This is a genomic window from Chroococcidiopsis thermalis PCC 7203, from assembly GCF_000317125.1.
Lineage (GTDB): Bacteria > Cyanobacteriota > Cyanobacteriia > Cyanobacteriales > Chroococcidiopsidaceae > Chroococcidiopsis > Chroococcidiopsis thermalis.
The window spans coordinates 6,082,342-6,105,862 of sequence record NC_019695.1 but is presented as its reverse complement, the minus strand read 5'-3'; the positions used below and the strand labels follow the sequence as shown (position 1 = coordinate 6,105,862).

The 23,521-nt window shown below is 45.2% G+C and carries 20 protein-coding genes; 8 read left to right on the top strand and 12 right to left on the bottom strand.

Translation table 11 applies throughout. The annotated features are described in order from the left end of the window. Positions 1-126: 126 nt before the first annotated feature. Positions 127-726, bottom strand: a complete 600-nt coding sequence (locus CHRO_RS26585; protein WP_015157327.1) for a hypothetical protein — start codon at positions 724-726, stop codon at positions 127-129. Between the two features lie 243 nt (positions 727-969). On the opposite strand from CHRO_RS26585, the gene rpsD reads away from it, so the two are divergent. Beyond that, complete coding sequence (gene rpsD / locus CHRO_RS26580) at positions 970-1,578, top strand: 30S ribosomal protein S4 (RefSeq protein WP_015157326.1); 609 nt, start codon at positions 970-972, stop codon at positions 1,576-1,578. Positions 1,579-1,783: 205 nt separating this feature from the next. Here the strand turns inward: rpsD and moaA are convergent, their stop codons facing one another. Next, positions 1,784-2,773 carry a GTP 3',8-cyclase MoaA gene (gene moaA / locus CHRO_RS26575; RefSeq protein WP_015157325.1) on the bottom strand — a complete coding sequence of 330 codons (990 nt, stop codon included), beginning with the start codon at positions 2,771-2,773 and terminating at the stop codon, positions 1,784-1,786. A gap of 97 nt (positions 2,774-2,870) precedes the next feature. Then, positions 2,871-4,316 (bottom strand): MFS transporter, encoded by a 1,446-nt coding sequence (locus CHRO_RS26570; RefSeq protein ID WP_015157324.1) that lies wholly within the window; start codon positions 4,314-4,316, stop codon positions 2,871-2,873. Between the two features lie 267 nt (positions 4,317-4,583). On the opposite strand from CHRO_RS26570, the gene CHRO_RS26565 reads away from it, so the two are divergent. Continuing rightward, positions 4,584-5,090, top strand: coding sequence for a PH domain-containing protein (locus CHRO_RS26565; RefSeq protein ID WP_015157323.1), 507 nt, complete (start codon positions 4,584-4,586; stop codon positions 5,088-5,090). A gap of 82 nt (positions 5,091-5,172) precedes the next feature. On the opposite strand, the gene CHRO_RS26560 is transcribed toward CHRO_RS26565, so the two are convergent. From CHRO_RS26560 to CHRO_RS26540, 5 genes are all read right to left on the bottom strand, one after another. After that, positions 5,173-8,097, bottom strand: coding sequence for a hybrid sensor histidine kinase/response regulator (locus tag CHRO_RS26560; RefSeq protein WP_015157322.1), 2,925 nt, complete (start codon positions 8,095-8,097; stop codon positions 5,173-5,175). A 136-nt stretch (positions 8,098-8,233) separates the two neighbouring features. Further along, on the bottom strand, positions 8,234-11,854 hold the full coding sequence (locus tag CHRO_RS26555; protein WP_015157321.1) for a GAF domain-containing protein: 3,621 nt from the start codon (positions 11,852-11,854) through the stop codon (positions 8,234-8,236). Positions 11,855-12,063: 209 nt separating this feature from the next. Then, positions 12,064-12,588, bottom strand: a complete 525-nt coding sequence (locus tag CHRO_RS26550; RefSeq protein WP_015157320.1) for a chemotaxis protein CheW — start codon at positions 12,586-12,588, stop codon at positions 12,064-12,066. Positions 12,589-12,601: 13 nt separating this feature from the next. After that, positions 12,602-12,964 (bottom strand): response regulator transcription factor, encoded by a 363-nt coding sequence (locus CHRO_RS26545; protein ID WP_015157319.1) that lies wholly within the window; start codon positions 12,962-12,964, stop codon positions 12,602-12,604. 129 nt (positions 12,965-13,093) lie between these two features. After that, entirely contained in the window at positions 13,094-14,350 is a 1,257-nt protein-coding gene (locus CHRO_RS26540) for a response regulator (protein ID WP_084739193.1), read from the bottom strand. A gap of 742 nt (positions 14,351-15,092) precedes the next feature. On the opposite strand from CHRO_RS26540, the gene CHRO_RS26535 reads away from it, so the two are divergent. Beyond that, entirely contained in the window at positions 15,093-16,265 is a 1,173-nt protein-coding gene (locus CHRO_RS26535) for a DNA cytosine methyltransferase (protein WP_015157317.1), read from the top strand. Between the two features lie 30 nt (positions 16,266-16,295). Here the strand turns inward: CHRO_RS26535 and CHRO_RS26530 are convergent, their stop codons facing one another. Continuing rightward, positions 16,296-17,036 carry a SinI family restriction endonuclease gene (locus tag CHRO_RS26530; RefSeq protein WP_015157316.1) on the bottom strand — a complete coding sequence of 247 codons (741 nt, stop codon included), beginning with the start codon at positions 17,034-17,036 and terminating at the stop codon, positions 16,296-16,298. Positions 17,037-17,211: 175 nt separating this feature from the next. Between CHRO_RS26530 and CHRO_RS26525 the strand changes: the two genes are divergently transcribed. The 5 genes from CHRO_RS26525 to CHRO_RS26505 all read left to right on the top strand — a co-directional run bounded on the left by CHRO_RS26525 (position 17,212) and on the right by CHRO_RS26505 (position 21,192). Next, on the top strand, positions 17,212-17,457 hold the full coding sequence (locus CHRO_RS26525; protein ID WP_015157315.1) for a UPF0175 family protein: 246 nt from the start codon (positions 17,212-17,214) through the stop codon (positions 17,455-17,457). A 171-nt stretch (positions 17,458-17,628) separates the two neighbouring features. Next, positions 17,629-19,755: a DNA helicase RecQ gene (gene recQ / locus CHRO_RS26520; RefSeq protein ID WP_015157314.1), complete on the top strand. Its 2,127-nt coding sequence runs from the start codon at positions 17,629-17,631 to the stop codon at positions 19,753-19,755. Positions 19,756-19,945: 190 nt separating this feature from the next. Continuing rightward, positions 19,946-20,251: an RNA recognition motif domain-containing protein gene (locus CHRO_RS26515; RefSeq protein WP_015157313.1), complete on the top strand. Its 306-nt coding sequence runs from the start codon at positions 19,946-19,948 to the stop codon at positions 20,249-20,251. 228 nt (positions 20,252-20,479) lie between these two features. Beyond that, positions 20,480-20,992: a hypothetical protein gene (locus CHRO_RS26510; RefSeq protein WP_015157312.1), complete on the top strand. Its 513-nt coding sequence runs from the start codon at positions 20,480-20,482 to the stop codon at positions 20,990-20,992. Then, a complete protein-coding gene (locus CHRO_RS26505) occupies positions 20,989-21,192 on the top strand; it encodes a hypothetical protein (protein ID WP_015157311.1) in 204 nt (67 codons plus the stop codon). The genes CHRO_RS26510 and CHRO_RS26505 overlap by 4 nt, the downstream gene beginning before the upstream one ends. A 157-nt stretch (positions 21,193-21,349) precedes the next feature. Here the strand turns inward: CHRO_RS26505 and CHRO_RS26500 are convergent, their stop codons facing one another. From CHRO_RS26500 to CHRO_RS26490, 3 genes are all read right to left on the bottom strand, one after another. Then, positions 21,350-21,703, bottom strand: coding sequence for a HepT-like ribonuclease domain-containing protein (locus CHRO_RS26500; protein WP_015157310.1), 354 nt, complete (start codon positions 21,701-21,703; stop codon positions 21,350-21,352). Beyond that, positions 21,700-21,993 carry a nucleotidyltransferase family protein gene (locus tag CHRO_RS26495; protein ID WP_015157309.1) on the bottom strand — a complete coding sequence of 98 codons (294 nt, stop codon included), beginning with the start codon at positions 21,991-21,993 and terminating at the stop codon, positions 21,700-21,702. Before CHRO_RS26495 ends, CHRO_RS26500 begins: the two co-directional genes overlap by 4 nt. A gap of 168 nt (positions 21,994-22,161) precedes the next feature. After that, positions 22,162-23,448 (bottom strand): glutamyl-tRNA reductase, encoded by a 1,287-nt coding sequence (locus CHRO_RS26490; RefSeq protein WP_015157308.1) that lies wholly within the window; start codon positions 23,446-23,448, stop codon positions 22,162-22,164. Between the last annotated feature and the right edge of the window lie 73 nt (positions 23,449-23,521).

Here is a 23,521-nt window from a genome sequence, read left to right as displayed (position 1 = left end):
CAGTTATCAGGAAACCGTAGGGGCGGGTTTAGTCAACAATTCATGGCTACGACCAAAAATCTTGCCGCAAAACCCGCCCGTACAGGAGTAATTCCGAATTCCGAATTCCGAATTCCGAATTCCGTTCTAAGGTGCATCTGGCGCGGGAGCAGTTTGTTCGGGTGTTGCAGGTGTAGTCAGAGCCGGAGATGTGACTGGTGGTTGTAATTGACCTTGGGGAATAAAATTAGGTGCAAAATCCAAAGGGCGATCGCCTGCACTAATACAAGTTTCCATTGCTTGGGTAGGAGCTAACTCATTAATTTCTCGCCGCAATCCAACGACACATTCAGCATAACGAATTGGTAATAAACTGCGACCGCAAAAATCTAATACTCCTGGTACGGGCTGCCCTTGACTATTTTCGCTAATGCCAACGACACATCTTGACAACTCTACAGGTCGGCGGGCTTGGGTGCAAGTTGCTAAAGCATCTTGGGCAGAAATTTCCGTCTGCCCCTCAATTCTCGTCACGCAACGAGCGACATCCTTCGGGTAAAGCGCTCCCGCACAGGCTCTTGCTGCTGCTTCCGGTGAAACTCCAGAATTGAGCATTCGCCCCGTACAAGCACGATAGCCGTTGCGTAAAGAGTCGGTGACAATTTCAGCCCCAGTTGCAGGAAAATTGCTACCGATCCAACCGGCGATCGCCAAAGAGCCAGCCACTAAATACATTGTTTTCCCCATAACACTCCCACCAAGAAATTTGTAAATAACTACAATTTGAGGGTATCAGTTATCAGTTATCAATTATGAGTTATCAGCGACCAGTTGTCAGTGACTATTGGCTGGTGACTAGTGACTAGATGAAGAATTCTACGACTAGCCACTAGCCACTAGCCACTAACCAGGGCTTTTCAGACACAAGCTTTTAGACTTATAATTATAGTTTTGGAATAGTTCGCGCAGAATTAAGCAGAGGAAGATTGAATGTCCCGCTATCGAGGACCAAGACTAAGAGTTGTTCGTCGCCTGGGCGATCTGCCAGGTTTGACTCGGAAAAATGCCAGACGCTCCTACCCACCTGGACAACACGGACAGGCTCGCAAGAAGCGTTCTGAGTATGCTATTCGTTTGGAAGAAAAGCAAAAGCTCCGCTTTAACTACGGCTTGACTGAAAAGCAGTTGCTGCGTTACGTGCGGCGGGCAAGAAGAGTGACTGGCTCTACCGGACAAGTGCTGTTGCAACTGTTGGAAATGCGTTTGGATAATACCGTTTTTCGCATGGGTATGGCTCCCACAATCCCAGCAGCGCGGCAGCTAGTCAATCACGGTCACGTTATGGTAAACGGTCGTGAAGTTAATATCGCTAGCTATCAATGTCGTCCAGGGGAAGTCATTGGGATCAAAAATAAAGCGCAATCGCGGCAGTTAGTAGAAAATAATCTCCAGTATCCTGGTTTAGCAAACCTACCCAGCCACCTCGAATTTGATAAGAATAAGCTGGAAGGTAAAGTTAACAGCGTCATTGAGCGCGAATGGGTCGCCCTGCAAGTGAACGAACTGTTGGTAGTTGAATACTATTCCAGACAGGCTTAATTTCGATGGCTGCACTCGTGCGGCTGCGGTGCGCCATTGACGATCCTATGATTAAGTTTTGTAATTTTTAATATCAAGCCCTCCGATTCCGTCAATTGGAGGGCTTGTTGATTTTTACCCGTTTGATTTTGGATGAGGGCGCACAGAAATTGGGGGTAGGGGCGCGCAGAAATTGGGGGTAGGGGCGCACAGCTGTGCGCCCCTACTATCCGCCAATTTGCGACATGGTACGGGCATAAGTTCCGGCAGATGTTCCAGATTCTCTTTGTTTGTAATTAATCTCCGATTTCAGGGCAAGTAGTTGGGCTACTCGATCGCGAATTTCAGTAGTAGGAACGCCAGCGCGCAGGGCAGATTTAAGGTCAATTTGTCCCATTTCGTTGAGCAGACAGGGACGCAGCCAGCCATCAGCAGACAGACGCATTCGATTGCAGCGATCGCAAAAACATTCTGACATTTGGCTGATAAATCCCAGCGTCCCTTTTGCCCCAGGAATTTGAAATACGTCAGCAGGTCCATTACCCCGCACTTGCGACTCGACTAAGCCGTAAGCCTCGCAGATGCGCTGGCGTAACTCAGCCGAAGCAACCCAACCGCGATCGCCAAATAGTTGTGAGTTACCGATAGGCATAAATTCAATAAACCGGACGTGCCAGTAACGAGTTAGGGTAAGGGCGGCTAAATCTAAGACTTCGCAATCATTTACCCCAGGAATCACGACGACATTCAATTTCAAGGGGTCGAAACCCACCCGATGCGCGGCGAGAATGCCGTCCCAAACCTGCTGCCAACGGGAACGTCCGCGACTACCCACAATGCGATCGAACACTTCAGGATCGAGGGAGTCGAGGCTGATATTGATCCGTCTTAACCCGGCATCGTAGAGATTTTGTGCCTTGTTTGCCAACAAAAATGCGTTTGTTGTCATCGCCAGGTCTTGAGTTTGAGGTAGAGTTGCGATCGCCCGGACAATTTCCACAACCTGCGGATGCAGTAATGGTTCGCCGCCAGTCAATCGAAATCGCGTAAACCCTACTGGAATGAATACCTCGCGAATTAAAGTTAGCAATTCCTCAGCCGTCAATAGCTGTTGTCGCAAAATATAATCCAGCTCTGCACCTTCGGGCATACAATACTGGCACCGAAAGTTACAGCGATCGATTAAGCTAATTCGGAGGTAATCTACTTGATTCATGCTGTTGATTCGGGTGAGAAAACGGGAGTCGGGAGTTGGGAGTCGGGAGTCGGAGGTGACGACTCACTACTCACTACTTACCACTCACTACTCACCTTTATTGTGCAGAATTAGTCGCGCTTGTTGCAGGCTCCTGTGTTACTAATTGCGGTTTCCGTAAGTGACGCAAAACTTGCGTAAGAGGCTGGCTGCGCGGTTCGCGGACGAAAATTAAGGGAAATAAAGCAAGTAAGCGCACAATAGCAGAAATAATAAACACTCCAGGTAGACCGCCGATCGCATCTAAAGTTGCGAGTTGACTGCCTACAGTTGTCCCCAAAGCGCCAAATACCCCAGCAGTGGCAGCAGCGATCGCAAAATAACTGGAAGGATGGGACTTGGGTGCTAATTCCATTTGGATATTGTTACTACACAAGTCAATTGCTGCCCACAGGGAACCTTTAACCAGGTGAATGAGCGGCAACCACAACCACAGCGATAATAAGTTATTTCCCGTTCCCAGCCAAAATAAAGGTAAAACTCCCACTAAAATCCCTACTATCAACAATAAGGGACGATTCCCCAGGCGATCGGCTAGCTTACCCCAAATAAGCAGCATCACCAAGTTCGTGCCTGCATGGAGACTCGTATATAAAGACACCCAATTGAGGTCTAGTTTTAAATTGTCTAGCAAGTAAAGGTTATAGAACGGCACGATTAAGTTAACCGCAAATGCCCACAAACCGAAGTACAGCAGAAATTTGACAAAATTTAAATCTCGGAACAAGCTAAAAATTGGCGGCGGTTGTATGACTTCTGCTACTGCTAGAGCATTTGATTTTGATGGCGATAACAGCGATGGTGGTGGCAATTGGGGATTGACATCGACCATAAAATTTTGACACGCCAAACTGAGAATTCCTGCAATAATTCCCAATCCCAAGACGATCCCGTATCCTTGAATGGTGCTACCAGGCAGAATTGAAATCGCAAATCCGGCTAGTGGTACGGCGATTAAAGTCGTCAAACTTGCCGCACTATTGCGAAAGCCAAAATATCGACCCCGCAAGCGATGGGGGACTAAAGCCGCCATCCAGCTCAACCATGAGGAAGTCCCCAAGCCTGCAAGAATGTTGCTAGCAAAAATTGTTACCAAAGTCAAACTGACTAATTGGTGAGAGTTAGTATTAAACCAAACAATCCAACAAATACCTGCGATGGGAATTAACCATAACAGTCGTGCGGGGATAAAAGTCCACCAACAAAAAAAGTGACGGCTGCTACTTCGTTCGGCTAAGTATGCTCCTAATGGTTGTAGTAAACTCGTCAGCATTGGAATCGAAGAGAGCATTCCAACTTCTAAAGGATTTGCCCCCAACTGAAGCAAAAAGTTAGTTAGTAAGACACCACTGGTAACGCTAGAAAAGATGGCAGCAAAAACACCATCGATAGTAGAAGCCTTGAGGCTAGTCCGAAGGACGGGTTTAGAAATTATCGGCGGCTGGTGGGTGGTGGTTAATTCTGTTACAGCCGCTAGAGGTTGCGTATTGCTGAGAGCTGACAAGGTTTCTACAAGAGTTGAGTAAATAATGAGTTTAGGCGATCGCGCTCTGCCAACTTAACATTTTTCAACGCCTATAATTAGCGGTCGAAAAGGCTCGTTTAGCAGCATTTCGAGCAGCATAAGTTAGCCCGAAAGAGGTAGGCAAGTGTCAAGGGGAAGAAAGATTTTGATATGAATTGGTAATGGGTAGTTGGTAATGGGTAGTTGGTAGTTGGCGATCGATACTACAGTCAAACTATTCTGAAGTTTGAAAAGTGGAGGGAACTTATGTATACGGGTACGGTTTTTAATGCCCCTTGGGATAAGTCACTCATTTTCAGTACTATGCTCTTTAGCTCTATTTTGCTAGGGGTAGCTTTGATTGGCTTATTAGTAGGGGAAGAACGGAACAATTTTTTCTGGCTACTAGCAATGGTTGTACTACCTCTAGCAATTCTTATTGCATCGGCGCTGTTCGGTGTTAGAGGATACAAACTAACAAATGACGCACTTTACATTCAGCGCTTTGGCTGGAATTCTAAGATTCCATTAACGCAGCTAATCAATGCTGAGAGCAATCCGCACGCTATGGACAACTCGCTACGAACGTGGGGAAATGGGGGATTATTTGCGATAACTGGACGGTTTCGCAACGATCGCCTTGGTTCCTATCAAGCTTATGCTACCGATCCCCTGCGATCTGTAATTTTGAGATTTCCGCAGCGCACGATCGTCCTGACTCCAGATAATCCAGAACAGTTTGTCAGAGAAGTGCGATCGCGGCAAATGATGTAGGTAAGTCAAAAGTTAAAAGTCAAAAGTCAAAATCAGCCACTCACTAATTACAAATGACGAATGACAAATGACCAATGACACTTTATCGAACTAACTGAGCCACAGTTGCCAAAAGTTCCTGATGCGATCGCGATTTATTGATATAGTCAGTTGCGCCTAATTCCATTGCTGCCGTCCGATTTTCTGCATCAGTATTAGCAGTCAAAACTAAAAAGGGAATTTGGGCAAAACTTGAAGATTGACGACAGTAGTGGAGTAATTCCAAGCCATTCATTTCTGGCATTTCTAAATCGCAGACGATCGCCCCAAAATCGGGATGCGATCGCATTTGTGTCATTGCCTCGCGACCGTTATCTGCTTGTATCACTAGATATCCAGCCTGTTGTAGCGTCAGTGCTAAAGTTTGTCGCCAAGTGAGCGAATCATCGACTAACAAGATTTTTGCTCCCACAGCAGTTTGTTTCGATGGCAATTCCCCAATCGAGCGCATAGGCGTAACGCTACCTAGTAGACTGCTATCCTTGTCACTCCTCACCTGCCCCATGCCCTGAGTTACTTGTCGCTCTAGTACGTACTTTGCTAAAGCAGTAGTGTCAATTGCCAGGGTAAGTTTGCCATCAGCCAAAATACTACCACCATAAACATAGCTAGGCGGAACGATCGTCGGGTCTAGAGGTCGAATCACCAATTCTTGTTCGCCGATCGCCTGGTCTATTTCTACTGCTATAAGTTGGTCTTGATAGCGTAGCAATACAATGCGTCCTTGTAGAGCGGTGGAACTATCAGCAGGAGACGTTAGCGGTGCAAAGTAGGGCAAAATTCCTTTCAGGGGTAAAACAGGAATTAACTGTTCTGCATTTGCTTCACCCCATCGCAATACCTTACCTCCCCGCCAAGGGCGCAATTGTTCTGGTTGAGGTAGTAAGATTTGCTCGATCGCGCTTCCGAGTAAAGCATAGGTAGTAGAACCAACCTGACAGAGAAATAATTTCGCAATTGTCAAACTTAAGGGAATTTGGAGGATGAAAGTCGTACCGCGTTGGGGTTGAGAATAAACCGCGATCGCTCCTTGAAGAGAATGTAACTGAGCGCGAACCACGTCTAGTCCCACACCTCGTCCTGAAAGGTTGTTCACCTGAGCCGCAGTCGAAAAGCCTGGTTCAAAAATAAAATCCATTAGCTGAACTTCGCTGAGACTGCTAGCGTCAACTGGTGAAACTAAACCCATTTCGAGCGCTCGTTGGCGAATGCGATCGTAATTGAGTCCTTGTCCGTCATCTTGGATTTCAATTGTCAGGTGGCTGCCTTGATGAAAAGCACGAATGGCAATTCGACCCGTTGACGCTTTCCCCAATTGCGATCGCCTAGACTTAGGCTCAATACCATGATCGAAGGCATTGCGCACCAAATGCAAAAGGGGGTCGTAAAGTTTTTCAGCGACGGCTTTGTCTATTAATACTTCTTTACCGCTGAAATCCAACGCTACAGACTTATCGTGCAGAGTTTCTAGTTGTCTTAAAATAGGGGGCAGGCGATCGAAAACAACGCTGATGGGAATAACTCTCGCTGTCAAAAACTCATCTCGCACGCTATTTAACAAGCGGCTTTGTTTTTCCAACATCTGGCTAGACTGACGAGTATAAATGTCAATTTCATCCCCAGTTGCTTGCAGTTGCGCTCCATTTGCTAATAAAGATTGCACCAACACGGCAAGTTTACTAGAACTGTCTTTTTCCTGTAAGTCCAAGCGCTGCTTGAGTTCCATCAACATTTGCTGTTGCTGTTGGATTAATTCAAGTAACCCTTGCATCCCGCCTTGTAGTTTTTCATCTTGTAAAGTCTGGCGGTTTTGATTAGTCAGCAATTCGCCAATCGAATAATTCAGCCGCTCTAAATGCCCGACATTAACTCTGACTGTATCCGACATAGCTGCATCTCTTTTCGCTAAAGATGAAGGTGGCGACACCGATCGCTCGGAGTTAGTATTGGTTGCTGTGGTGACTGTCTCTGACGGCTCTGATAGTTCTGCTTCCTCATCGTCTACAGGTTCGGCGATCGTCCAGATTGACTCTAACAAGGAGTTTTCATCTTCGGGAGTCGGGAGTGGGAGAGTGGGAGTCGGGGAGAAGAGAGCTGGGGGAGTTGGGGAAGAAAAGCTTCCTTGTCCCCTTGTCCCCTTGTCTTCCTTGTCCCCCTTGTCCCCCTTGTCCCCCTTGTCTTCCTTGTCCTCTCCTCCCACCAATTCCAACAACTGCGCCGAAGGGCTCCCACCTCCACTGCGATCGCCTGCTAGGATGGATGCTTGCCCTTGTTGAAAGTCTGCTAGGGCTATTTGGGCAATGGTTATCGCTTTGTCGGGATCGCCAGCCAAAGCTGCGATCGCCGCACTGGCGATCGCTCCAAATCCCGGTAAATTTAAAGACTCTGCCAAGCCCAAAAAGACTTCGGCTTGAGTTTGCAGCGCGATCGCGATCGTCTCCACTTCCCCACCAGCTAAAGCACGATCGATCTCTGCCAGGCGTTGAGCTACTCCAACTTCAAAAATAGATTTGGTGACATCAAACCCCAATTCATCTGAGTTAGGAATTTCGACTTCTGACGCGAAATTAACTCCTAGTTTTGCTTGCAATTCGCTAAAAACTGCGGCAGCGCGATCGAAGACTTCGGCATCATGACTGTGGCTGCCAGTAATTTCTGCCATCAAAGGGGTACGCAGGCAGTCATAAGCTTCAAATAGTAAGGCTTCCGTTTCGCGATCGAGCGTAACTTCCGGTCGGCACAGGTGGCGGAAAATATCTTCAAAAGAGTGTGCGATCTGCTTGATACTGTCCAAACCAACACAAGCCGCCGAGCCTTTAAGCGTGTGAGTTACCCGCATGAGAGTATGAACCTTATTCATACTCCACTCGGCTTTCAGATTCAATAATTCCTCTTCCAAAACTTGCAACAATTGCGGTGCTTCTTGGAGAAAGTAAGCATAGCTTTGTTCGTGGAGCGAGTCGTTCATACTAGGGGTGAGGAGTTAGAAGTTAGGGGTTGGGGAGGGACAAGGGAGACAAGGGAGACAATTCAAGTTACAAGTCGCAAGTCGCAATGACTAGCCACCAGCCACTAGTCACTAGCCACTCCTGACTCCCGACTCCTTACTCCCGACTCACAATAAACTTACTAGCACTGGCTTGTAGTTCTTGTGACATGATGAGTAATTCGTGGAAGGCGATAGATAGCAGAGTGGCATCGTCGGAGGTTCTGGTAGCAATATTTGCCACTTCGGATACGGCTTGGGTGACGGACTGGGACTGCTGAGTTTGCGATTGGGTGGCTTGATTAATCCCGGCAACGAGTTGACCGATTTCGGCGGTGGCTTCCACGATCGCAGTGAGGCTAGAGCGGGTATCGCTGACTAAATGACTGCTGGCGATCGCCTGTTGCACGCCTGTTTCCATTGCTTGGCTGACTTGCGCCGTGCTGGCTTGGATCTCTTGCACGAGCTTGCCAATTTCTGTGGTTGCTGTGGCTGACTGACGGGCAAGCGATCGCACTTCATCGGCAACTACAGCAAAGCCTCGACCGTATTCTCCGGCTCTAGTCGCTTCAATCGCGGCGTTGAGGGCGAGAAGTTGAGTTTGAGTCGTAAAGTTACCGATCGCGTCTACGGCTTTAGAAATCTTTTGCGAGGAGGCACTCAAGCGCTGGATTAATTGGCTGGTTTCTGCTACTGTCTCCCGCAAGGCAAGAATCCCCTCCACCGTGCGGTTCATTGCCGCATCCCCTTGCCGTACGGTCTGGTGGGTGCGTTGCGCCGCTTTTTCTACCTGTGCGGCATCGGCAGCTACAACTGTGGTAGCATCAACCATCGCTTGAATTTCGGTCATGGCACGCTGCAACGCTGTCAATTGTTGTTGTGCTTGTATCGTCAGTGCCGACATTGCCGACTCGCTATTTTGGGAAGTTTGGCTAACTTGTGTCGATGCCGTTTGTAATTGCATGACAATTCGCCGCAGGCTTTGCAAGGTATTATTGTAAGCATCCGCGATCGTCCCAACTTCATCATCTGTGATGGGAGCGCGGACTGTCAGATCGCCATTTAGAGCGGGGCGCACGGCAACGAGTAGCTGCATCGCCCTTTGCTGAAGTTGTTCTTTGGCTACTTTTTCCCTTTGGGCGAGTTGTTGCAATTGTTCTGTTTGAGTGCGAATTTGTTCTAGATAATTTACTTTCTGTAAAGCTGCGCCGACTTGGTTGCCTACTTGTGCTAAGGCACTGACTTCTGTTTCTTCCCATTCACGGGGCGCAGAATTCTGATAGGCTGCGAGTAAACCCCAAAGTTCCTGCTGAACGAAGACGGGGACGATCGTGTAGGCTCTGGCTTCCATTTGCTCTAGCAGTTCCACATGACAAGCAGAGTGTCCTGCTGTATAAATATTGTTTACAGCTATAGTTCCTCCTTGGCGATAGCGTCCGCCTTGGGTGTCTTGTAAGTGGCTGTCTTCAATTACGGGTAAGACCTCTAGCAAGCTACTCCACCCAGCCGCTACGGATTCTGCGACAAACTCGCCGCCCCAATCGGGCTTGAATTTATACAAAACTACGCGCTCGGCTGCTAGCATTTGCCGCACTTCTTTCGGAATAATTTTATAAATCGCCGACTCCGTATCGAGCGATCGCAACAAGCGACTGGTAATTCGAGTCACAGCTTGTTCTATAGTTGCCGCACGGCTCAATTTTGCCGATGTTGCTTGGACTTGCTGTAATGCTTCTGCCTGTTGTAGCGCAATCCCCAAAGGGTTACGTACTTGCAGCATAATTTCTATTTCCTCTGCTTGCCAGTGGCGCGCTCCAGAATTTTGATAGGCAGCCAACAAGCCCCACAACTTATCTCCTTGATAAACTGGTATGGTAATGTAGGCTCTGGCTTGGAATTTATCGAGCAATTCCATATAGCACGCCGAAAAATCAGCCTTGTAAACATCATCGACTTGAAGATATTGCTTGTCTCGCAGCGAACTACCCTTGTTATTTTGTAAGAAAGTATCAACGGTAGTCGATCCTGGCGCAGGTATATCTTTGACGACACAGCCTTCATCGTCCGTAAAGTTATGCTGGAGGCTATCGTCTTGTTTTTGCGCTTCTAGTAGCGATCGCCACCCAGGAGCGATGGATTCCGCCACAAATTCCCCACTCCAATCGGGATTGAAGCGATAAATCGCGACTCGATCGGCTTTGAGTAATTGGCGTAATTCGTATGTCGTGGTTCTAAATATATTATTGATATTCAAAGACTGCCGGATCTTATCGATAATCCGAGTCACGGTACGTTCCCGTTCGGCGGCTTGGGCAATTCGATCGGCTTGAGACTGCAATTGCTGACGGACTTCTGCCTGTTGCAAAGCAATTGCGAGGGGATTGCTTAATTGCAGCATGATATTGACTTCCCCGTCTTGCCAGTGGCGGGGACCAGAATTTTGATAAGCAGCTAGCAGTCCCCATAGTTTCGTATCTTGGAAAATGGGAACGATGACATATGCCCGCGCTTGGTATTTCTCTAAGCTGGCGATATAACAGGGAGAAAATCCCGCCGTGTAGATATCATCCACGCGCTTAAATTTTTCCCCTCTAGCGTAGCCACCACCTTTTGTATCTTGCAAATAGGTATCGGCATCGGCGTTAGGAGTATAGGCTGTTAAGTTTCTTAACGTACAGCGGTCTTGGCTGGCGCGATCGCTTTTTAAAACCTCGTCTCCCTCCTGCGCTTCAATCACCGAAACCCAGCCAGCAGCGACGGACTCCGCAATAAATTCCCCACTCCAATCGGGATTGAAACGATAAATTGCCACTCGATCTGCTTTGAGTAACTGGCGTAATTCTTGAGTAGTCGTGCGGAATATACTGCCAATGTCGGGGGAACCTTGAATTTTTTCAATCACCCGCGCTAAGACTTTTTGCTGTTCGCCAAGCGATCGCAAAAGAATCTTGTATTCTTCTGGTTGTACGAGCAGGGCTAATTCAGTGGCAACTCGATCCAGCAGACTGATTTCGCTTTCCGTCCAACTGCGAGGACTCTGGCATTGCTGCGCCACCAACAGACCCCATCCTCCCTCTGGTAAAGCAATCGGGACGCTTAAGCTAGCACAAACTTGAAACCGTTCTAGCAATTGAATTTGATAGGGACTCAAGGAAGCTTGATAAATATCTGCTAGAGCGATCGCGGGCGAGTGTTGGTACGCTTGTAAATTTTCTGCCCCAAACATCCGCACTGCTAGAGTTTCCCCCAAACTCGGGGTAAAATCTCCCACCATTGCCTCTGCTAAAACAACACCTTTTTCCTCATCCAAAAAACGATAAATTAATACTCGGTCGGCTTGCAGATACTGACACACCAGATGAGCTGTCGTTGGTAACAGTCCGTCTTCTGCTGCCGCTTGTCGCATCACGCTGGCGATCGCGCTCAATCGTTGCCGTTCGCTTTTGAAGCTACTAGCAGTTGCTACATCCTGGTCTTTCATTCCCATTTGAAGCATTTGTGCCAATTGCTCCAACTGGAGAAACTTAGCTCTAGCTTCCGGTGCATTCAACAATCCCGCTTGTTCTAATTCCGCTTTCATGGCATTGACTAGTGCGGTAGGTTGAGTTGCATCTGCAACTGCGTCACTAGCAGACTGCTGCGTGCTATCTAAAGGTGGCAGTATTTTCGTGCTACCGCGATATTGTTGTCTCTGCTCTGGTAGTTCCTGTTCTTGCTTAAATAAATTTTTAAATTGCATTAGTTGTTAGTTGTTAGTTGTTAGGAGAGTGAGTAGTGAGTATTTATCAGTGTAGAGACGTTACATGTAACGTCTGTACAAAGTTATCAGTTGTCAGTAGAGAGTAGTGCGCGGTGAAGCGGGCGGTTGGCGAAGCGTCTTCGCCAATAAAGCCGCGTCGTGGTGCATCTTCAATTCCGAATTCCGAATTCCGAATTTTGAATTCTCCCCTATCCCCTATGCAGTTGCCACATCGGACAACGGGCGATCGCCTCGGGATCGAGGACTATAGCATCGGCTTGAGGCAAGTATCCTTGTAAAAAGGGTAAGGTTTTGGCAGCAAATAAACTTGCTGTTGCTGGTTGAATCTGACTCGGATCGTGCCATTCGATATCCTGTACTTGCGATACCACTAGACCCATTGACTGTCCTTCAATCTGCATGACGATCGCCATCAGCGGGACGCTGGCGATTTCTGAGGCGACAAGGGGCGGATAGTCGAGAAAGAGATTCAAATCGACTAGCCACAACATTTTTCCCCGCCAGTTGCAAATTCCCAAAATGCATTCAGGCATGGCGGGTACGGGTAATATTTCTGCTAATACAATTTGTATAACTTCGGCAACGTGAATTAAAGCTAGCAAACCGCTATCTTGGGAGCCGAGGCGACAGCGGAGAAACTTTTCCTGGGAGGATGGTGCTACTCCATCCAGTCGTAACGAACTCGTTTTAGCTAGAGAATCAAGTATCTCCATAAGTTCTCTAAAACTATAAAATAAACTGTTGGATGACTTGCAGTAATTGTTGTTGGTCTACTGGTTTAGCTATGTAAGCATTTGCACCTAACATAGAACCCCACAGGCGATCGACTTCCGTACCTTTGGAAGAACAAATCACGATCGGGATTTTCTTGGTTGCATCATTTGTTTTCAAGCTGTGACAGAGTTCAAATCCACTTTGACCAGGTAAAATGACATCCAAGATCACCAAGTCTGGTGTTTGCAATCTTAGCTGTGCCTCGGCTTCTTCACCGCTTTGCACGCCAATTACCGTTAATCCTATTTGTCTGAGATAGCGGGTTAATAGTTCGGCATCAGTCAAACTATCTTCTACTAACAAAACTGTACTCACAAACTCTCTCCTACCAATTGCTCCAATTCAATTGTCCTGCTTACCACCCCCACTCGTGACAACAAGGCACGGTCGATTTCAATCAATTCCATATTCCATCGCTGGTTTCTCGTCGGCAACGCGAGTATTTCAATCGCCGAATTCTAAATATTTTCTCACCACGTTGAGGATTTTCGGCGCTTCGATTGGTTTTGAGATAAATTCTGTCGATCGCACGACTTTGGCACGGACGCGATCGATAATCCCGTCGTTACTGGTTAAAATAATGGCGGGTGTATCTTTCAATACAGAAGTTCGGCGGATTTGGGCGCAAATTTCGTAACCATTGGCGATCGGCATCACCAAATCTAAGAAAATTAAACTAGGTTTATGTTCTAAAAGCATTGGTAGGGCAAGCACGGAGTCTTGCAAGCTGATGTATCGATAGCCTGCTTGGGTGAGAATTCTGCCTAACAACTGGCTATCTCTAGGACTGTCATCGATATAGGCTATGAGAGGACTCGTCGTCTTTGGCTGTGCGGTAGAAGACTGGGAACCTCTCTTGATGATGTGTTCCAGCTTCTCGCCAATATCCCCCACTTCAATCGACTTCATCCAGCCGCGCCGGATATAGGGGAGCAGAGATTGGGTGAGTAATATCGGGTCTTGTCGCAATCTCAAGGCTAAATCTCGCAGCGTTCGCTTACCATCTACCATCGATACCAGACTGCGGTAGACGACGGGTGAAGATTGTTGCTGCAATTCTTCGCGCTGCCAGATCAACGGAGCCACATTCGGTGAAAACTCTTCTAGTCCCGCCTGACACCATTTCTGCCAAGCCTGCTTTGCTTGCTGCCAAGAACGATCTGGAGAGAGAAAAACTAAAGGCGCAGCATATAAGTTTTCTTCGGGAGTAAAAGTATAGCTCAGGGGCGGAAGGGAGCGATCGCGCAGCCACTGTTCCTGTTGCAGAATATCAAATAAGACTTCTGCTACGCTACCTTGAACCACCGATACCATTTGCTGGCGCAGTATCTCTCTTTTGCTCATCAATGCAGCTAAAAACTCATAATCGTCGCCGCGATATTTTTGTTCTTGGTAAAGGTGTATCGGATCGACTTGAATTTGAGGGCAGTACTGCGCCAACTGACGCAGCCAACGCCGCCGGGGATGCACTCCGCCTGCATCCCCAATCAGATGACCCAAGTGAAAATACAAACTCCACTGCTGCCGTCCATTGGAGTCTTGAATCTTCAACCTACCGTTCCTTAATTGCCCTTGGCTCCAAGCTTGTAGCCAGTTGTTTAGTTTCACTGTATATAAATGACTCTCAGTCATTGCCGATTCCATGTGGCAGATGCTTGTGTTGGTAGTTGGTATGTGACAATCTAGTTCGTATCGACGCATGATGTTCGCGCCGACTCACCTTCTCGGTAGAGCAGGTCAGCCTCAAATGCTACCTGCTGAATCGAGCAGTTCTACTCCTGGCATTTCACTCCATCGACTCGGTTACTAATTCTGATTAATAAGAATAAGAGAATTTGTGAATACTTAATAGTACTAGAAGCAAATTGTCAATTGCCAGTAATAATCTTTAGAAAATTAAGCTACTTGCAGATTTATATCGCTTATCGCTTTGACTTTTTTCATAGAGCATAAAGTCTAAGCCCTCCTGAAGTCAAGCAGTTGTCCCACCCGAGCCAGCTTTCGCTATTGTCTTGTTTGTTTGCCCCTACTGCAAATTTATGTATATTAAAATACCGCAGCTTGTACCTGAATATGATACTGGCTTTCTCTCGTTTCTAGACTAGAGCGATCGCAGAGATTTCTGTTGGTCTAATAAAGCCTTGTCGTTCTTGAAGGCGCACGATATGAACTAGAGCTATATGTAAGGGCGCGATCGGCAGTACCATTCTCCCCATCAATACCAATAATGATACGCGATCGTAAATACTAGTATTTGATTATGAACAATTTAGTTAGTATTTAAGTAAACTACAGTCATCGTAGTGCTTTGTAACTTTATAATGCTGCTTCAGTCAGGGTTGAATGCTAGAAGATTTTTAGGTATATTTTTATACGATAAATGTCAATGATTACATCTAACAGTATTAGCTAAACTAGGATACAAGCTTGAGGACTGACAGCAGTGATAGAAGGCAGAGCGATATCGATTAGTTTATTTACGGGAGCAGGTGGTTTAGATATTGGTATGGAACAGGCTGGTTTCCATACAGTAAGCATTGTAGAAAAAGATTCTGACTCTGCAAAGACTATAGCCCTCAACCGACCTTATCTTAAAAATGCTGTTGCACGAGATATACAACAGATTAAAGCTTCGGATCTCCTTGAAGAGGGAGGATGTGCTATCGACCTTGGTAGATCCCTGCGTCCTGGTGAAATAGATTTAGTGACGGGTGGTCCTCCTTGTCAGCCATTCAGTACAGCAGGAAAACGTGGTTCGGTCATAGACCCTCGCGGTAGCTTGTTCATGGATTTTATACGTATTGTTGAACAATTGCAGCCACGCTTCTTTGTTATGGAGAATGTTAGAGGATTATTATCTGCTCCTATCCGCCATCGACCTCATCTGCAACGAGGAATGGGTTATCCTCCACTTGAACAAGATGAAATGCAAGGCAGTGCGCTACAAGTAGTTCTAGCAGAAATGAAAAGTCTTGGATATCAAGTCGTATACAATCTTTTAGAAGCAGCAGATTATGGTGTTCCTCAAAATAGAGAAAGAGTTATATTTATTGGCTCTAGAGAGAGTGAAGCAGTTACATTTCCACTTCCTACTCATAGTAATAGTGGGATATCGCTACCTAAATGGCACACGCTTCAGGATGCTTTAATCAACCTAAACGATCCACAACCAGAATATACTCCTTACTCAAACAGCCGTCTCAAATATTTAAAACTTTTAAAAGGCGGTCAAAATTGGAGAAACTTACCTGATGAATTGAAAAAAGAAGCAATGGGAGGAGCATATAACTCTGGAGGTGGTAAAGTCGGTTTTTATAGAAGACTATCTTGGAACAAGCCATCGCCAACGGTAACAACAAGTCCGTACCAGAAAGCTACAGATATGTGTCATCCAGAGGAACTACGTCCTTTGAGTGTTAGAGAGTGTGCTAAAATTCAAACTTTTCCTGACGATTGGATATTTTACGGTTCTACAGCCTCTAAATATAGACAGATAGGTAATGCTGTTCCTATACTTTTGGCTCAAGCAATTGGTAAACATTTATATAAATTGCTTCAGGAAGAAAAGACAGCAGGAATCCAGATTTTTGAACAACTATCCTTGTTTGCTCAATAATTAATTCAATTTGCTGATATATACAGTATTTTAGTCCTGGAGTAACTGCCAATAATTACTATTTTCTACATATAACGCTGCTGGATTTTCCGTAATTGCTTTTCTAACAAATGCGGAAAAACCCTCTTCAGAAAGCTCCGAGCATCCTATTAAATGATTTAATTCCTTCCAGTATTGAACGCCATTTCTAGCATTAATTCTATGCCATTTACGAATTGTAGTGCCTTTTCGTACACTACTACTTGAACTATTTTCAGAGTTGCTACGGTTTTTAATTTGTAATAAATCTCCTTGCTTAGTACAAAAATCAACTTTATCCATAGTTTCACCCCAGGCACAATACCAACCATGAGACAAGAGTTTTTCAGCAAGATATTCCTCAAGTAGAGAGCCTAATATATTTTCTGCTGACATCGCAAGACGATGTGCAGATAGAATTTTATTGAGATTGTCACTATTCAAATCTGGAAGACGAGCAGAAATAATTACATCAATAATTCCATCAGGAACAGTACCTATCTTTTTACTAGTCCGCTTCGATGGTCGGTTATTGTAACTACTACAATATTTTTTTAACCACTTACTGATATACTCCAAGCGAGAGTTGCATCTTTTTAAAGTGGGAAAGAGTTCGGGTGAATCACAACAAACAGATAACACGGTTTTTACAGGATTGTTCCAGAAGAACTCAGGGGTAGCTGTTGCTATATTTTCGGCATCTGAAATTATTAGGTTGGCATCAAAGTCAGGTATTTTGATACTACTACTCACAATTATCCTCAGTCACATCTACGGCTTTAGGTACTTGCTTTATTGTTCCCAGTAACTCATATGAAGTCACATTCAAAGCTTTTGAAGTGTCTGTGTAAGAATTCGTTTGCTGAAAATTTGAGGAGGCAATCGCTTATCTTAAAGCTATAGCATTCAAAATTTTAAGTGAACTCTGATGAGCGTTGTGATTCCTGAAGACATCCTTCGAGCTACAAAAATGACCGAGGATGAACTGAAACTAGAGATTGCCCTTATGTTATACAAGCAGGAGAAAATTAGCAGTGGTAAAGCGCGTGCTTGGACGGGATTAACGGTCATCCAGTTTCAACACGAACTCGCTAAGCGCGGCTTTGGTATTAACTATGACGTAGAGGACTTCGAGGCAGATATCCAAACGCTACGGTCAATGGGAAGACTGTAGTTGTTGTCAGCGATACATCACCCATTACAAATGCAGAAGAGTAATCTGTGTTGAGGTATGTTTAATGTTATTGCGATCGCTCTCTTCCATACATTTTGTAACTACCAGTCTTTTCTCGCATCGTGAATCTGGGCAAAATACAATATAGTCATCCCGCACACTACCTCAACCATGCCTCGGTTTCAATCCCTGGAAGCAGCACTCAAACACTACTTCGGCTACGATAGCTTCCGCCCTGGACAAAAACAAATCGTCGAACAAGCGCTGCAAAATCGGGATCAACTGATTGTCATGCCTACAGGTGGCGGAAAATCTCTCTGCTTTCAGCTGCCAGCCCTGTTACAGCCAGGTTTAACTGTAGTCGTATCCCCCCTGATCGCCCTCATGCAAGACCAGGTGGAGGCGCTGCGAGATAACGGAATTGGGGCAACATTTCTCAATAGCAGCCTCAACTTACATCAAGTGCGATCGCGGGAACAAGCGATTCTCAGCGGCAAAACTAAACTCCTCTACGTCGCCCCAGAACGCCTGTTAAACGAAAAATTTCTGCCTTTTCTCGACTTAATTCGCGAGAAAATCGGGATTGCAGCTTTTGCAATCGATGAAGCCCACTGCGTCTCGGAGTGGGGACACGACTTTCGCCCCGAATATCGCCAGTTAAAACAGTTGCGTCAGCGTTACCCTGGTGTACCAACCCTCGCCCTCACCGCCACAGCCACAGATAGAGTTCGTCAAGATATTATTCAACAGTTAGGATTATCACAACCTAGCATTCATATTGCGAGTTTCAACCGCCCTAATCTTTACTACGAAGTTCAACCGAAACAAAAGCAAAGTTACAGCCAACTTTTACAAATTATTCGTCAATCGGAAGGATCGGGAATTGTCTATTGTCTCAGTCGTCGTAAAGTAGATGAGATTGCCTTTAAGTTACAACAAGACAAAATTGCGGCTCTACCTTACCATGCAGGTTTAAGCGATACAGAAAGAGCGGAAAATCAAACCCGTTTTATTCGCGATGATGTCAGAGTTATGGTAGCAACGATCGCCTTTGGGATGGGAATTAATAAACCTGATGTACGATTCGTTATCCATCACGATTTACCTCGAAATATTGAAGGTTACTATCAAGAATCGGGACGGGCGGGAAGAGATGGTGAAACAGCCCGTTGTACTCTATTTTTAGGTTACGGTGATATCAAAACAATTGAATATTTAATCGACCAAAAAACCGATTTGCAAGGACAAAGAATTGCCCGTCAACAGTTGCGTCAGGTCATAGATTTTGCTGAAGGGACAGATTGTCGGCGCACAATTGTCTTAGGCTATTTTGGCGAAAGATTTGCCGGACAATGTAGCGGTTGCGATAATTGTCTTGCACCTAAACCAGTTGTGGACTGGACAATCGAGGCGATGAAATTTCTTTCTTGCGTGGCGCGTTGCAAAGAGAAATTTGGCATGAATCACATTATTGATATCTTGCGCGGTTCTAAAAATCAAAAAGTTTTGCAATACAACCATAATAAACTTTCAACTTACGGAATTGGCAAAGATAAAACTGTAGAAGAATGGCGATTGTTAGGGCGATCGCTACTACACCAAGGTTTACTAGATCAAACAACTGATGGTTATTCTGTTTTAAAACTTAATGCTGCAAGTTGGGAAGTCATGCGACGACAGCGGACAGTTTCAATAGCAATCGATACCACCCCAAATCTCTCGGCTCAACCGTTAGAAGCACGAACGGCTGAAGTCGAAATGTTATTTCAAAAATTGCGATCGCTGCGTAAAGAAATTGCAGACGAACAATCAGTTCCACCCTATGTCATTTTTGCCGATTCTACGCTGAAATTGATGGCATTGCAGCAACCACAAACTTTAACTGAATTTGCCCAACTTTCGGGTGTAACCTCACATAAAATAGCTCAGTATGGCAAAAAGTTCTTAATAGAAATTCAGGCTTATACTCAAACTCAAACCCAAACTTCAAATATACCAACTGACACCGAACAATTTACATTACATTTATACCAGCAAGGATTAAGCGTAGCAGAAATTGCCCAAAAGCGAGATTTGCGCCCGACAACAATTATCCGCCACCTGTCAGATTTGGTGGAAAAGAATCAAGATGTAGATTTAGATCGTTTAGTGAATCGCGATCGCCAGATTAAAATTTGTCAAGCTTTAGAAAAACTGGGTGATATTTCCCTGACCCCAATTCGAGAATATTTAGGTGAGGATTATTCCTACGACGAAATCCGCTTGGTGAGGGGACGCTGGCGAAAAGACAAAAATTGAAGCTGGCTCTAAAAGGTCAACTAGCGCGCCATTGAGATCGCGATCGCGGCGATCGCGATCGTCCAAAAATCTCATAATGCGGTAGCATATAGACGAGACAATGAAATTCGGTTGTATTGTTTGTGATTAAAATCAACAGGCTTCTCTCCGAAATCTGAATCTCTGCACCTTCTGATTTTGGAGACAATGTATGTCAATTTATGTAGGTAACTTATCATATGAGGTAACGCCAGAAGACCTCAGCGCTGCTTTTGCACAGTATGGCTCTGTAAAAAGAGTTCAATTACCAACCGACCGCGAAACAGGTCGAGTGCGTGGTTTTGCATTCGTAGAAATGGATACAGATGCCGAAGAAACCACTGCTATTGATGCCCTCGATGGCGCTGAGTGGATGGGGCGGAATATGAAGGTTAATAAAGCAAAGCCTAGAGAAGACAGAGGCTCGTCTGATGGTAGACGTGGAAACAGTAACGGTGGATACTCTCGTCGTTACTAAACTTTGGGACAAAGAATTTGACTCTAAGGTTTGAGGGTAGACAAGGAGTCTGCCCTTTTGTTTTTGAAAATAGCAAGCAGGTTGGCTAAATTCTAGCCTAGTTGATTCTATGACAAAGCAGCGCAGCTAGATTAGAATGACTGCATTTTCGCAACTACAAGCACCACGTTTAGTATTGACAAAATAGCCAGACATGAAAGCAACTTAAGTAGAAAAATCACTTAAAATATGACTCCAGAAGCAATACGCATTGTGACTCAATTAAGGCGTGAGTTTTATTCTCTCTTTGCTACAGAGATGGGAGTTCCAGTAATTATTACTAACAGTAACTCATCCGCTAGTAATCCATCTATAGCTTCTTGGGTAGATCGTCAACAAAGATTAAACTATATATATATTTACGTCCACTTATCGCCTGATGAATTAATCCCCAACCGTCCATTTCTGCTGAAGTTAGCTATTAATAAAGGTGCTGGTATAGCTACATCTACGAAACAGCATCAAGACTCTCAAAAACTGAATCAGCGTTGGTACTTCGAGTTAACTCTATTGCCAGAAGAAATCTTAGATTTTCTTCCCTGGATAGTTAGCTTAGTTCAGTCTCATGAAAAAGGTTTTACCTCATTTGCGCTAGAACCACCACATCCGTTTGAGGTCAAGATGTCTCATCTACCATTATCCGGTGATATTTGGACTCAGAAAGCTGGACAGCAAGCTTCTCATACTCTGGTAGTCAAATGAAAATTCAAGCATTAAACATTCAGATTGGCGATCGCATTGTTGCCTATTGTAATAGCAAGAGACAAATCTGTACTGTTAAGCAAGTACTAGATTCCGGTCAAGGTAGCATCGCACTGACAGTATGTCCTTCTGGAAATAATCGACTTTCACTTTCACGGGTGATTCGGTTCCACCAAGATGCTTCTGTCGATGTCCTGTAGAGACGTTACATGTAAAGTCTCTACAGACTCGTCTCCAGATTTTCAACGATCTCTGCTGCTAGCACATCGGGTTCTGGTGGATTGTCTAGATCGTACAGGCTCTCATCCTTAAGATAACGTTTGCCTTACTTGGCCGATCGGATTACACAATATCTTATTAAGAAAAGTCTTTTACATCTCGCAAAACTTCCGAAATCATTGTTTTCAACTGAGGAACGTCTTCTTGAACCGCTTTCCAGATAATTTCTATATCCGTATTGAAATAATCATGAATCAGTTTATCCCGCATTCCAGCAATATCTCGCCAGGGAATATCAGGATATTGGCTTCTCACTGAATCGGGGATTCGCTTCACGGCTTCGCCAATAATTTCGATCGCCCTTGAAACGGCAAACACCTTCTCCAGGTTTTGTGAGAAATCCTCAAAGTTAATGCCTGTCGTAAACTGCTCGATCGCAGCAACAGCATCCAAAATATCCTGCAAGTAGTCTGCAACTTCCCGCTTACTCACAGATAGACGACCTCTGCCAAAATCCGCTCTCCAATGCGTGGTTTTAAACCAGCCTTATGCACCAGATCGACCTTGACTCCCAGATTATCGCTGAGATAGTTCTCTAAATTGACAAATTTCAACAAGCTTGGTGTCTCAAAAAACTCCACTAGCACATCCACATCGCTAGTTTCGGTCTGTTCTTGCCTAACGTAAGAACCAAAAACCCCTAACTCTCGAACTTTGTAACGTTCCTGCAACAATGACTTGTTTTGTACAAGCCACTGCTTAATCTCTTCCAGCGTTTTCATAAAGCCTAACTCCCTCAAGGCAAGCACAGCACGTAATCTAGCTTACCCTGCTCTGTTCCGGCTCTGAAATTGTGGTTAGGACGGGCTGACAAAGATCCTTGTATTTATTCAAAGATTCCTGGTGAACCCGCCCCTACGAATGACAAATGACAAATGACGAATGACAAACTAACCAAACTGTTCCTCAGCATCCAAATTAAACAGGACTTGAAGAGTCTGCATACAACGCCGCCTCGCCTCAATATCCTGCTGCGATCGCAACTGTACCATCGGATCGTGCAAAATTTTATTTACGATTCCTCTAGTTAAAGCTTCGATTACTTCTTGGTGCTTTTCGGCAAATTCCGAACCCAAACGCGATAGAGCTTTTTCTAACTCTTGTTCGCGAATAGTTTCGACTTTATGACGCAAGCAACTGATCGTAGAAACAGTTTCCAGCGATCGCCACCACACGTCAAATGTTTCTACTTCCTCATCCAGCAGCTTTTCAGCTTCCATTGCCATTCTGCGACGGCTTTCTTGGTTTTGAGCCACCACAGCCTTTAAATCGTCTACGTTAAACGCTTGTACGTTGTCTAAATTGTTGACATCTTCATGTACGTTACGCGGTACGGAGATATCAAATAGCATCAACGGGCGATTTGGTTCTAAAGCAATTTCCAGCTTAGCGCGATCGATCAGCGGTTCTGTAGCCGAGGTACTAGTAAATACCAAATCTGATGTTGCCACCACTGGCATCATTTCTGATAGTAAACAAAGTTTTAAATCTGCATGTTGAAACTGATTAGCTAAAGCTTGCGATCGCTTTAAAGAACGATTCAAAATACAAATTTGACTCGCACCTTTTGCCACCAAATGTTTGACGAGTAACTCCGACATTTTACCCGCCCCAACGATCGCCACTCGGCAAGCAGCCAAATTAGCAACTTTCATTTGGGCTAATTCTACTGCCGCAGAACTAATCGAAACCGCACCAGTACCGATACTAGTTTCAGAACGTACCCGTTTGCCAGCCGTAATTGCTTGTTTAAACAGCTTATTCAGAATCAGTTTGATACCGTTATATTGTTGTCCTAAACTGTGAGTTTGTTTTACCTGAGCTAAGATTTGCCCTTCTCCTAACACCAAGCTATCCAAACCAGCCGAGACTCGCATCAAGTGCATGACTGCATCTTGGTGGAGCAAAATAAATAAATGTTGTCTTAAATCGCGGACTGGTAATTTGCTATGTTCGCCCAAAAACTGGGTCACTTCTCGAATCCCTTGTTCCGTTTCTGGAGTAACAATATAAATTTCCAGACGATTACAAGTGCTAAGTATTGCTGCTTCGGTAATATGCGGATAGCTACACAAAAGAGCGATCGCGCCTTCCAACTGCGATTCTGGAATACTCAGCTTTTCCCTAACTTCTACTGGGGCTGTTTTGTGACTTAACCCGATAACCGCAATGTTCATGTCTCCTCCCAAATGAGGGGCTAGGGGTGAGGAGTGAGGGGCGAGGGAATTCTTCATTAATTCCGAATTCCGA

What these genes read in the sequence shown, in the direction of transcription:
- CHRO_RS26555 (WP_015157321.1), bottom strand. Translation starts at nt 11,854, where the DNA reads ATGCAATTTAAAAATTTATTTAAGCAAGAACAGGAACTACCAGAGCAG.
- CHRO_RS26495 (WP_015157309.1), bottom strand. Translation starts at nt 21,993, where the DNA reads ATGAAAACGCTGGAAGAGATTAAGCAGTGGCTTGTACAAAACAAGTCA.
- CHRO_RS26525 (WP_015157315.1), top strand. Translation starts at nt 17,212, where the DNA reads ATGAGCGTTGTGATTCCTGAAGACATCCTTCGAGCTACAAAAATGACC.
- moaA (WP_015157325.1), bottom strand. Translation starts at nt 2,773, where the DNA reads ATGAATCAAGTAGATTACCTCCGAATTAGCTTAATCGATCGCTGTAAC.
- CHRO_RS26560 (WP_015157322.1), bottom strand. Translation starts at nt 8,097, where the DNA reads ATGAACGACTCGCTCCACGAACAAAGCTATGCTTACTTTCTCCAAGAA.
- CHRO_RS26585 (WP_015157327.1), bottom strand. Translation starts at nt 726, where the DNA reads ATGGGGAAAACAATGTATTTAGTGGCTGGCTCTTTGGCGATCGCCGGT.
- recQ (WP_015157314.1), top strand. Translation starts at nt 17,629, where the DNA reads ATGCCTCGGTTTCAATCCCTGGAAGCAGCACTCAAACACTACTTCGGC.
- CHRO_RS26550 (WP_015157320.1), bottom strand. Translation starts at nt 12,588, where the DNA reads ATGGAGATACTTGATTCTCTAGCTAAAACGAGTTCGTTACGACTGGAT.
- CHRO_RS26505 (WP_015157311.1), top strand. Translation starts at nt 20,989, where the DNA reads ATGAAAATTCAAGCATTAAACATTCAGATTGGCGATCGCATTGTTGCC.
- CHRO_RS26510 (WP_015157312.1), top strand. Translation starts at nt 20,480, where the DNA reads ATGACTCCAGAAGCAATACGCATTGTGACTCAATTAAGGCGTGAGTTT.
- rpsD (WP_015157326.1), top strand. Translation starts at nt 970, where the DNA reads ATGTCCCGCTATCGAGGACCAAGACTAAGAGTTGTTCGTCGCCTGGGC.
- CHRO_RS26565 (WP_015157323.1), top strand. Translation starts at nt 4,584, where the DNA reads ATGTATACGGGTACGGTTTTTAATGCCCCTTGGGATAAGTCACTCATT.
- CHRO_RS26490 (WP_015157308.1), bottom strand. Translation starts at nt 23,448, where the DNA reads ATGAACATTGCGGTTATCGGGTTAAGTCACAAAACAGCCCCAGTAGAA.
- CHRO_RS26540 (WP_084739193.1), bottom strand. Translation starts at nt 14,350, where the DNA reads ATGCGTCGATACGAACTAGATTGTCACATACCAACTACCAACACAAGC.
- CHRO_RS26515 (WP_015157313.1), top strand. Translation starts at nt 19,946, where the DNA reads ATGTCAATTTATGTAGGTAACTTATCATATGAGGTAACGCCAGAAGAC.